This window comes from Prevotella sp. TF12-30 (assembly GCF_003436715.1).
Classification (GTDB): Bacteria; Bacteroidota; Bacteroidia; order Bacteroidales; family Bacteroidaceae; genus Prevotella; species Prevotella copri_A.
Genome location: NZ_QSQJ01000011.1, coordinates 77,887 through 89,087 on the forward strand (window position 1 = coordinate 77,887; position 11,201 = coordinate 89,087).

At 49.7% G+C, this 11,201-nt stretch carries 8 protein-coding genes; 2 read left to right on the top strand and 6 right to left on the bottom strand.

Annotated features, from left to right (window positions below):
- Positions 1–255 precede the first annotated feature (255 nt).
- Together DXD25_RS06310 and DXD25_RS16665 are read left to right on the top strand one after the other, a co-directional pair.
- Entirely contained in the window at positions 256–837 is a 582-nt protein-coding gene (locus DXD25_RS06310; RefSeq protein ID WP_117662297.1) for an HU family DNA-binding protein, read from the top strand.
- A gap of 20 nt (positions 838–857) precedes the next feature.
- Positions 858–953 (top strand): smalltalk protein, encoded by a 96-nt coding sequence (locus DXD25_RS16665; protein ID WP_153091799.1) that lies wholly within the window; start codon positions 858–860, stop codon positions 951–953.
- A gap of 244 nt (positions 954–1,197) precedes the next feature.
- Here DXD25_RS16665 and DXD25_RS06315 read toward each other — a convergent pair whose 3' ends face one another.
- The 6 genes from DXD25_RS06315 to DXD25_RS06340 all read right to left on the bottom strand — a co-directional run bounded on the left by DXD25_RS06315 (position 1,198) and on the right by DXD25_RS06340 (position 10,935).
- Positions 1,198–3,387 carry a glutamine synthetase III gene (locus DXD25_RS06315; protein WP_117662299.1) on the bottom strand — a complete coding sequence of 730 codons (2,190 nt, stop codon included), beginning with the start codon at positions 3,385–3,387 and terminating at the stop codon, positions 1,198–1,200.
- A 110-nt stretch (positions 3,388–3,497) separates the two neighbouring features.
- Positions 3,498–4,301, bottom strand: a complete 804-nt coding sequence (locus DXD25_RS06320) for a hypothetical protein (RefSeq protein WP_233522215.1) — start codon at positions 4,299–4,301, stop codon at positions 3,498–3,500.
- Positions 4,302–4,343: 42 nt separating this feature from the next.
- On the bottom strand, positions 4,344–5,576 hold the full coding sequence (locus tag DXD25_RS06325) for a toxin-antitoxin system YwqK family antitoxin (protein ID WP_117662300.1): 1,233 nt from the start codon (positions 5,574–5,576) through the stop codon (positions 4,344–4,346).
- 13 nt (positions 5,577–5,589) lie between these two features.
- Positions 5,590–6,375, bottom strand: a complete 786-nt coding sequence (locus DXD25_RS06330) for a LytTR family DNA-binding domain-containing protein (protein ID WP_117662303.1) — start codon at positions 6,373–6,375, stop codon at positions 5,590–5,592.
- 42 nt (positions 6,376–6,417) lie between these two features.
- Complete coding sequence (locus tag DXD25_RS06335) at positions 6,418–8,451, bottom strand: histidine kinase (protein WP_117662305.1); 2,034 nt, start codon at positions 8,449–8,451, stop codon at positions 6,418–6,420.
- An 84-nt stretch (positions 8,452–8,535) separates the two neighbouring features.
- Complete coding sequence (locus DXD25_RS06340; protein WP_117662307.1) at positions 8,536–10,935, bottom strand: carboxypeptidase-like regulatory domain-containing protein; 2,400 nt, start codon at positions 10,933–10,935, stop codon at positions 8,536–8,538.
- Positions 10,936–11,201: the final 266 nt, after the last annotated feature.

The following is an 11,201-nucleotide window of genomic DNA, read 5'->3' on the forward strand; positions in this document are numbered from 1 at the left end:
GTCTTTGATGAGGAGCCATGGTTTGCAATCTGCAAAGCTATGGGGGGAAGTTATCTCTAAAACTATGGTTTGTGATCTGTAAAACTATGGTTTCTCTTTTTCAAAATTATGAGTTAGGATTATTAACGGGATTTGGAATCTGGAGCTGCTGAAAATCGGGGCTTATCACACCCTGATTTTTGGTGATTCCCTAAAAAAGCCGTACCTTTGCATCGTCAAAAATTAATTATTAACCCTTTAAAAAACTGATTGACTATGGGACAAGGAACTAGTAAGTATCGTAAGATTATGCGTACCCCTCAGACGGGTGAGAACGCTGGTAAGAAACTCTGGTATGCTACTGCCGTGAGCGACCGTGAGATGAGTTTCGAGGACTTTGTGACTCATATCTCTGAGCACAACTCTCCATACAGCCGTGGCACCATCCACGGTGTGCTGATGGATACCCTCGACTGCCTGAAGCATCTGATTCTGGATGGCAAGAGCGTGCGTTTCTCCGACCTCGGATTGTTCTCCATCGGTATGACTTCGCGTGGCGAGGTGAGCAAGGAGAAGGTGACGGCGGCTAGTGTGCAGGGTGTGCATCTTATTCTGAGAAACACGAAGACCTGGAGCAACGCCGAGCTGAAGAAGCTCACCAAGATCGTGGCATACGATGAATATACTTCGGGAGCCGATGGCGGCGGAACGGAGAATACACCGAGCGGTGGTGGTACCAGTCAGGGTGCTGGCGGGGGTACCAGTCAGGGCACTGGCGGCGAGACCAACAAGGATAACGGCGGAACCAGCCAGGGCGGCGGTGGAACCGACAGCAGCGGCGACAACGTAAATTTTTAAATCACTAAAAAAAACTGCGTATGAAGAAAGAAACATGGAAAACTGTATTTCAGATAGTAATATCTATCTTGACCGCTATTGCCGCCTCTCTGGGCGTGACGAGCTGCATGTCGTAGAACTGCACAAGGAATCTTAGATTTTTCATTAATTACTCCTAAAAAAAAGAGGGTGTGTCATAAATTTATGACACATCCTCTTTTTTTATTTATTCTCTATTTTTCTTCATCGGATTACGCGGAGTTATCGGAAGAGCTTTCCTGCTGTACGGATTACGCACGGATTTTATACGGAATCTGGCCTTGCGGCCATTGGCTAGCGCCGTAGCAATATGCCTTCCGTATGCTATTACGCCTTTCAGCCTTAGCGGATGAACAGCAGCTCACGATACTTCGGCAAGGTCCAGAGTTCATCGGCCACCAGCAGCTCGAGCTTGTCGATCTGATAACGGATTTCCTCCATCTTCGGAGCTACCGTATCATGATAGGCTACAGCCTTCTCACGCTCACTCTCTATCTTGTTGGCTACCTTACGGGCATCCACCAATGCCTCTACGCCACGCTCAATCGACTCGGTGCGCTCGGCTATCTCACGGATGATCTTCACGTTGCGGGCAGTCAGCTTCTTGCCTTCCTCGCCACCGAAAATGTGGATCATACCCTCTACATTCTTTGCCAGACGGCTCTGATAGTGGGTAGCCACAGGGATGATGTGGTTCATGGTCAGGTCGCCCATCACACGAGCCTCAATCTGAATCTTCTTGGTATAGGTCTCCCACTTCACCTCATTGCGCGCCTTCAGCTCGCTCTCGCTCATCACGTTGGTCTTGGCAAACATCTCGATGCTCTCCTTGTCCAGGTAACGGTCGAAGACTACCGGGCAGGATGCCTCGCAGTCCAAGCCACGCTTCTGAGCCTCTTCCTTCCACTCGTCAGAATAGCCGTTGCCATCGAAGCGGATAGGCTTGCAGGTCTTGATGTCCTCTCTTACGATGTCGATGATTGCCGAAGTCTGGTCCTCGCCCTTGGCTATCAAGGCATCCACACGAGCCTTGAAGTTCTCAAGCGCCTCAGCTACGGCTGCATTCAGTACGATGAGAGAAGATGCGCAGTTTGCCTCAGAACCTACGGCACGGAACTCGAAGCGGTTGCCGGTGAAGGCGAATGGTGAGGTACGGTTGCGGTCGGTATTGTCGATCATCAGCTCCGGAATCTCAGGGATATCCAGCTCCATTCCCTTCTTGCCAGCCAGGGCGAAGAGTTCCTCCTTGTCAGCCTTCTCGATATGGTCGAGCAGATCGGTGAGCTGCTTGCCAAGGAATGAGGAGATGATGGCTGGAGGTGCCTCGTTGGCTCCCAGACGGTGGGCATTGGTTGCACTCATGATGGATGCCTTCAGCAGTCCGTTGTGTTTATAGACACCCATCAGGGTCTCTACGATGAAGACTACGAAGCGGAGGTTATCCTCAGGAGTCTTGCCTGCCGCATGGAGCAGCACGCCGGTATCGGTGCAGAGACTCCAGTTGTTGTGCTTGCCGGAACCGTTGACGCCGGCGAATGGCTTCTCGTGAAGGAGCACACGGAAACCGTGCTTGTGAGCCACACGCTTCATCAGACTCATCAGGAGCATATTGTGATCTACTGCAAGATTGCACTCCTCGAAGATAGGCGCCAGCTCAAACTGGTTAGGAGCCACCTCGTTATGGCGGGTCTTGCAAGGGATGCCAAGCTCGAGTGCCTGGATTTCCAGATCCTTCATGAAAGCCTGCACACGCTCTGGGATGGTTCCGAAATAATGGTCGTCCATCTGCTGGTTCTTAGCCGAATCGTGGCCCATCAGGGTGCGTCCGGTGAGCATCAGGTCTGGGCGAGCCGAATAGAGGCTCTCATCCACCAGGAAGTACTCCTGCTCCCATCCGAGATTGGTCTGCACCTTCTTTACCTGTGGGTAGAAATAGTGGCACACCTCGGTAGCCGCCTCGCTCAGGGTATGGAGCGAGCGGAGCAATGGAGCCTTATAGTCCAGCGCCTCACCTGTATAAGATATAAAGATGGTAGGGATACAGAGGGTATCGTCGATGATGAACACAGGCGATGTAGGATCCCATGCAGAATAGCCGCGAGCCTCGAAGGTGTTACGGATACCGCCGTTAGGGAAAGAGCTGGCATCCGGTTCCTGCTGCACCAGCAGCTTGCCGGAGAATTCCTCAATCATACCCCCCTTACCGTCGTGCTCCACGAAGGCATCGTGCTTCTCGGCAGTACCTTCTGTCAATGGCTGGAACCAGTGAGTATAATGTGTTACCCCGTTTTCCTCAGCCCAGAGCTTCATGCCGGCAGCCACGGCATCCGCGATGGAACGGTCCAGACGATTACCGTTGTCTATCACATCGATGAGTTTCTCGTACACATCAGATGGCAGATACTTGTACATCTTCTGGCGGTTGAATACATACTTGGCGAAGTACTCCGAAGGGCGCACCTTAGGAGTTTCCACCTCAACAGGTCTCTTTTTAAAGGCCTCGGCTACAACCTCAAATCTCAAATTAGCCATTCTTCTTTTATTATTTTATAAGTTTGCGGGTGCAAAGTTACGAAATAATTGGCTAACTGCTACCATTTTGCCCGTTTTTTTATGTATAATTCAAACTTTTCTTATTTTGATTACAGGATTCTGCCCACAATCTGCAACTTGAGCACAGGATAGAACTTCAGTTTATCCACGATATCGGCAATGTCGCCGCCATCTTCACCCATCGAATCATTGAGAGCTTTCCTGACATCCACCTCCTCGCCGTTCTGATAGATCTTCAGCTTGCCCATATACTGGCAGCCGATCTCCCAGCGGAAACCCAGACGGTTCTTGGGAACCACTCTGCCGAATCCCAGACCGAGATAAGGACGGAAGGAATTGCAGCGCAGGTCGGCATTGATATCACCATTCTTGTCGAACTTGATATTATAATCTGAAAGATCTGCACCTACGTGTTTCAGAATCTCATCCTCATATTCAGGATATTTGTTGATAAACCGGGCAAGATCCTCGCTGTGACCGCTCAGCTTGGCAATCTTGGCACCGCCAAAAGCGAAGCCGGCAGCCACGAAGAACTTGCTGTTGCCGCCGAAAGGATAGATATTCGCCTTGGCATGAAAGGCTGTACGGGAGAAATCAGCATCCACATCCACCTCTGAATCTGGAATCCTTACGGTCTGTCCCTGGACATTGATAGTGGCATCTGCCGTCAGGTTCATCTTGTCAGATATCTTGAGCATCTTAGGCAGAATATCCACGCCTGCCTCCAGCTCCACGAAATTGGAGATAGGAGCCGCCACACCTATGCTGATACCTTCGGTACCCACGCCTGCATTCAGACCCACATGATTGAATGCAGATCTCTTGAACTGTGCAAAACCACTTATTGTAAATACGAGGCACAAGATGGCCATCATCAAAATCTTTTTCATCATTTCCATTATTTTTTAATAGTTAGCATTCACATCTCACACACGTTATTTCTTCTTGCTTGCCTTCCACTCGAAAAGATAGTCGATGCCCTTGATCTTTACCTTGACAAAGAGATCGGCAGCCTTGCGGTCGGTGGTATAGAGATAGCCCGAAACCACTTCGCCCGGATGGATGGTGGTGCGCTCCAGATAGCCCAGGTCCTCAGGCATCTTGTCGGAATACTTCATGCGGTTGCCGTCTTCCAGCTGCTGCATCCGGCAGATACGGGTCTGGAAATCCTTCAGCGTATTGGAGGTTCCGGCATCAAACACCTGTGCGCCCAGGTTGGCATTCACGTTGTTCTCACGTTCGGTCTGCACAATCGCCTTGTTCTTTACCGCACGCTTAGCCACCTTCTTCTTGAACTTGAAGATTTTCTTGTCATACTCATCAGCGCCCACCAGTTCGAAATCCTTGCGCTTGCCGCCCTTCATATCGTAGATTTCAATCTGAGAAGGGTCGATATCCACATTGATCATGCTCTTGTTGACGATGAAAACGCCGATTTCGCGATAATCGCCGATGTTCTCATCCACCATCGAATTGCTCACGCCCACGATGAGTCCGTTCTTGTTGTAGTAAGGCCATGCCACACCGTTCTTATACTCAGTGAGGATTTCATCAGGCGAAGGGGTTTCCTGGATAGGCTGGTGGTCGGTGAGCGAATACTTGGAGTAGTTGCCGTCGGCATCCACCACTACATAAAATCCTTCAGGGATGTCGTTCTTGTAGGGAGTAAGGGTGCATACCCTGCCATTCTCGGTGAAAGAGGCTCCTACCCCCATCTTCTTGCCCTGGTTCATGAAGAAATGCTCCTTCACGTTGCCGTTATTATAATAAGAGGTATATTCGCCCGAGAGCAGTCCTGCCAGATAGGTCTTCTTCTGCTCTACCTGTCCATCCTTGAAATAGGTGGTAAAGGTGCCCGCAAACTGGCTCTTGGCATCATCCTTCCTGTCGAGGACCACAAAGCTGCCTTCGCCCTGCAGTTCGCCGCTCATATAGTAGGTGCGGAACTCCTTGGCTGCCGTAGAATCAGCAGGATAGAGTGCCAGGCGATAATAGTTGGCGAAAGCCTTGTTAGGGGTTACCTTCCAGCTCTTGTTGTAATAGAGGGTGTCCAGCCGGTCTTGCGGAACGGGAGGAGTTTCTGGCACGATTTTCTCCTGCGCCAGGGCTGTCTGTCCTCCGAAGAGGGCAATCATCATGATGATGACCGAATACTTATTTTTCATCATAATTATTATGTTTTTAAATACTTAAGAATCTATCTATCAGTTTCTTTCTATAGAGTCTGCCCACCTTTACATAGTCGATTTCATCGAAAGGGGGATAGAAATGGCATACATTGTCAACCACCTCGATAAGGTAATTGATGTTGACGATGAACTTCTGGTTTACCTGCATGAAATGAGGGGCGAGCGCAAGCAGGTCGGTGCTCTTCACGCTTCGTTTCAGCCTGATAGGCTTCCTGTTGTCAGCTACCACCACCTCCCAGCATCTCACTTCGTGATTATACTGGAAGAGGCAGACATTCTCCTTATCCACCAGCCTGAAATCCACGGAGTTGGTATAGAAGAGCAGCTTGCCGTTAGCAACGGGTGCATTCTTCACGCCAGCCCCTACCACTCTCTCAGCCTCTTTTTCAGCCTCAGCCTCTTTTTCAGCCTCTTTCTCAGTCTCTTTTTCCAGTCGTCTGACGATGGTATCCAGCTCCTGGGGATTGATAGGCTTGAGCAGCACATCGAATGCCTGCTTGCGGAAGGCTGTCAGGATATATTCATCGTATGCCGTGTACATCACCACCTGGCAGCGGCGGTGCACGAATCCCGACAGCTTATCCAGGAAATCCAAGCCATTCACATCGGGCAACTGGACATCCAGGAAGAGCACATCGGGCTGGTACTTGTTTACCATCGCCAAGCCGTCAAGCCCACAGAGCGCGCATCCCAGCACCTCCATATCGTATTTCGTTTCCAATAAATCAGCCAAAGCCTTGCCTGAAGATTTATCGTCGTCTATGATTACAACTTTCATACACCTTATTATATTGTTTATATTCAAGTTTCGCAGGTCCTGCTACATCACGAAGCCATCGGGTATACATACCTGCGCCAGGCATCCTGCCACGCTGCCGTCTTCTGCCTTCCTGTTCTGCAGCGAGAAGGTCATCTTGTGGCGATTATGCTCGTTCACCACTGCCAGGGTCTGGGTGATGATGCCCAGTCCGGTACGCTTCTTCCCCTTCTGGCGGATATCGAATCCCCTGCCGTTATCCAGCACGGAAACCACGGTATAGCCCGGCTGCTTTCTACCTACCTTTACCTGCAAGCTCTTCCTTCCCTCCCAGCCTCTCAGCCCGTGAACCAGGGCATTCTCTACGAGAATCTGGACAAACATCGACGGAATATACGTATTCTCCACATCCACTTCGGAATCTATCTGCAGCGAGAAATCGAAATCATCGCCCATCAGCGGAGTTTCCACCGCCAGATACTGCTTCACGAAACCGATCTCTGCGGCTAGAGATACCTTCGACTGGCAGGACAGGTCCAGGTTGCTGCGTATCAACCGGGCAAGCTCCATCAGTTCGTCGGCTTCCGCCGTACCGGCATGCAGAATCTTGTTGTTGAGGACATTGAAGACGAAATGAGGAGAGATTCGGTTTCTTGCCCCTTCCAGCTTCAACTGCAGTACGCGATGCCTGCTCTCTTCGAGCCGCTTGCCGGATCGCATGCTCTTGATGACGAAGAACATGCACAGCAGCAGAATCAGCAGCACTACAGCCAGGGCGATGAAGCGGGTCTGGTTCAGCTGTGCCGTCTTGTGCTCAAGCACCAGGTCGTGGTGCAGTTTCAGCGTATCCTGGGTAAAGCGGTCCATGATTTCCGAAGCTCTCATCTTGATTCTGTTGTGCTCCAGCGAATCATTCTTCTGCATATCCCTGCGCAGATTCTCGAATGCCATGCGGTAATCGCCCTTGGCGAGGTAATATCGCTGCAGATACTGATTGCGGATCTGGCGCAGGTTGAAGGCTACGAGATTGCTGAGATTCTCTCCGAACTGCTGCCTCTCGCTGTCCAGAATGCGGGTAACAGCCGCCATATCTCCCTTCTTCACCTCCTGACCGATATGAATCGTATTACAGTAATATACCGCCTCTCGATCGTGGTTGGCCACCATGAAAGGCTCACTCTCGGCAAGATATTTCTCCGACAGGGCAATGCTGTCCAGATTGAGATACACATCTGCCATATTCAGCTTGCAGAGATACATGTCGAAGCAGTCGCCCTTCTTGTGCTTCTCCAGCAACTGCTTCAGCTGCAGGAATTTGCGGAGCGACTGGGCATAGTCTTTCTTATAATAGTAGTAGTTGCCGTAATTGTTCAGGTAATACGCCTGCATAGCCAGCGACATCTGCGGGAGATGGTCTTCCGTCTGCTGATAGCACTGGAGCGATGCATCAAAATCATTGAGTTTCAGGTAGATGGTAGCCAGACCCACATAGAGGGAGACATTCTCCTCCTTGGGCAGCTGGAGGGAATCTACCAGAAAGAGCGCACGGCGATACCAGGAGGCAGCCTGCGGCAACTGATTCTTGAAGAGATAGGCATCACCCAGGTTGGCACAGATGCTAGGCGCCTGGTGCTGCACATCGCTACGCATGGAATAGGCATAGGCAGACTGGTAGAGCGAAACCACCTCGTCTGCCTTGCGATGAAAATTATGATAGTTGATGCCCTGGCAGTTGTAGGTATAGGCAAGAAGTCCGTTGCGGCGCGGAGTATCAGGCTGACGGAGGGCGAAACGCAGGGTGCGGTCCACATAGCCTACCGTAGAATCGGGCGTTGCCGACTGACAGAACCATCTTCCCTTCCTGGCATAATACTCATAAAACGTGAGGCTGTCTTTCGCCAGCTTCATACCTTTTTCTATTTCCGTCTTAGCCTGCGGCGACTGCGCATTGAGCAGTTCATCGAGCTGATGCAGTTTTTCGATACGCAGGTTATCAGCAGTTTCCTCTGCCGATTTCCGGCAGGAAGCCAGGCTCATCAGCAGAGGCAAGAGAGGCAGGAGAACCTGCCAGAGGTTAAGCTTATCATTTTTCATCATTTCTATTATTTTCTACAGAACTTTCGCAGTGCTGGACTGCGAAAGTTAAGTTTTCTACGAATTTACCTTGCAAATATAGGCAAATTAACGCAAACGGGCAAGCTTTTGGAATATTTTTTTCGTCTTAAAGTCATCAAACTTACATTTTGATATCGGATTGAAATGCTTGCGGGCTGTTACTCGGGTGCTGCGGGTATCATCGTCATCCTCCATCATGGCACGGAGCGCTTCTTCGGTTACACCATCCAATACCATCATATAGATTGGGGCATATTCTTCAATATCCTCAAAGGTATTCTTGTCTGTAGCGCCTGTAGCATGAGGATCATATTCCAGCGTAATCAGCTTCTTCTCCTTTGCCGAATAGAAGTTTACCGCCATATAGCCATCCTCATTGTCCTCTCCCATATTGGTAAGACCCAATTTGGCTGCCGCATTCTTCAACTTCTGATAGTCGCTGCTTCCACCATTATAATAAATGATGCCGCCCTTGCCCAGATTGAGACTTTCCGTAATCAGCAGTGCCAAAGGAGCCTTTGTCTCCAGCTGTGGAGTGAAAGAAGGGAAGCCTGCATCTACCGGCTTGACGTTGCGAAGTGTCTTGGCTGTAGCCAGGAGCGGATAGCTCATCATCTTGCCAACCAACTTGGCATTCTCATCATATTTTTCATCAGAATCCAGATCATCGGCATCATCTTCGTCAAAAGATACCTTGCCAAAGGCTCCATTTCCTTCCAGTGAGAACACGAAATCATTGCCGTTTCTCTGTACGGTGCACTTCATTTCCTTGCCCGCCATAGTCTGGAACAGGCGCTTCTCTGTCCGATTAGCCACGCTGGCTGTTACACCATCCGTATAGGTAGTCTTCTCCTTATCATAATGAGCTACCAATATAGACATCAAGATGTTAGCTCTTTCTTCTGGTATCAGCATCAAATTATCATCCAGAAGAAGCACACCGCTAATCGGATTCGTATAGGTTGGTATAGGCCATGCTTCATTGCCCAGGACATCAGAGAAGATATGGATCATATTGGTATTGACACCTCCAGAGCCGCTTACAATCAGTTCTACATATACATCCTCATTCTCGATGGTTATGTCCCCGGAAATCTCATCACCCCGATAGGTTCGGGCATGTACGGTGGCTTTGCCCTTCATATCCTTCGGTACATACACATTGAAGTTACCATCCTTATCGGTCTGGAGAACTTCAGTCTTAGCCTTTTCCGTCTGCACCCATACCGAAGAACGGATGCCGTCGCCCCGCTCGTTCATCACCTTGCCATATACGCGAACCAGATGAGGCAGCGTGATATCCACTTGGCGCTTTTCTCCCGGAGAGAGGGCAGGAACCTTTACAGAAACCTTCTGGTCGATGCCGCCATAATACAGATCCTTCACTGTGATGCTGAAGTCTGTATTGGCAGGAACTTCATGAGAATAATATCCATCTGATTTGGTTACAGTAGAGGCCAGCAACTGTCCGATGCTCAATCTTACACCTGGCAGAACCTTGCCGGTATCATCCTTTACATATCCATAAACGGTGCCCTGCTTTTCAGGATAATCCAGGTTGACCCAGGAGAAATGAGCCACTTCTCCTACATATACATTTCCCTGCAATGCGGCACTTCCTTCTTCCTCCCAGAGTCCTGTCTTCTCATTGAAGCTCCACAAAGGGATGCTGGCTGGCGGATTCTCGCCCATTCCGGCTGGTATCGGGAAGGTAAGCTTTGCCTTGCTGCCCTCCTTGAGCTGCAGCTTGTCGCCATTTTCGGCATACATATTCAGGTCGGTCATTCCATAGGAAACCAGTTGGGCGCTGGAGTTGTCGGAACGCACAGCGGCGAGGTCGCCACCCGGCATCATCTCTGCGAATCGCTCATTGTTAGGATCCAGATACACCATCTCCGACTTCACCTTTCCGGTATAGCCGGCTCCGGTGCCATCCACCTTGTATCCATCCTGCGGCATATCAATCTTCATTTCGCCAGCCTGCAGGGTCTGGTCGGATGAAGAGGAATAGGTCTTGATGCTGGTGAAATCATTGTTCTCCTTCCTGCACATCACCACCTCCCAGCTTGCGCCATCGGCAGCATCATCGTCAGCATCCATAGAACGCACCACATCAAAATAGCCCGCCTTGCTGAATCTCACTACCGAGCGGTCGTTCTGGACACTTACTACCTGAATCTGGTCGAATTCAAAGAATCCGTCGGTATTGGTAGTAGCAGCAGAAGAGCCGCTCACGATGCTCACGCCCTCGATAGGAGTGCCGCTGGCATCTCTCACGATACCCGAAAGAGCGATGTCTTCCATTCTTCCTTCTACGAGTTCCGGTGGATTAATGCCTCCATCGTCGTCGTCATCATCATCTCCCTCATTCAGCAAATCCTGAATTTTACTGCATGAAGCGAACGTCATCAACATCATCAATAATGCCATGAACACAAAAGTTAAGCTGTGAATTTTCCGTCTCATAAGCCTTACATGTTTATCAGTTAATACAAAAATAGAATTTTATTGATTACACAAACAGAATCTTATTGATTACACAAACAGAATCTTATTGATTGCAAAGATACATAAAAAAATGTATATTCGCAACCACCCTTTTCGGGTCATCGTGCCTGTTTGTTATCAAATGCGTTTAAACGTCGTTTTTTCGGGCTTATTCGACAATAAAAAAAACAAACTATACGGTTAAAACGGGCTGAAAGCCCAAAAGCTCTTAGCCCAGGGCATCG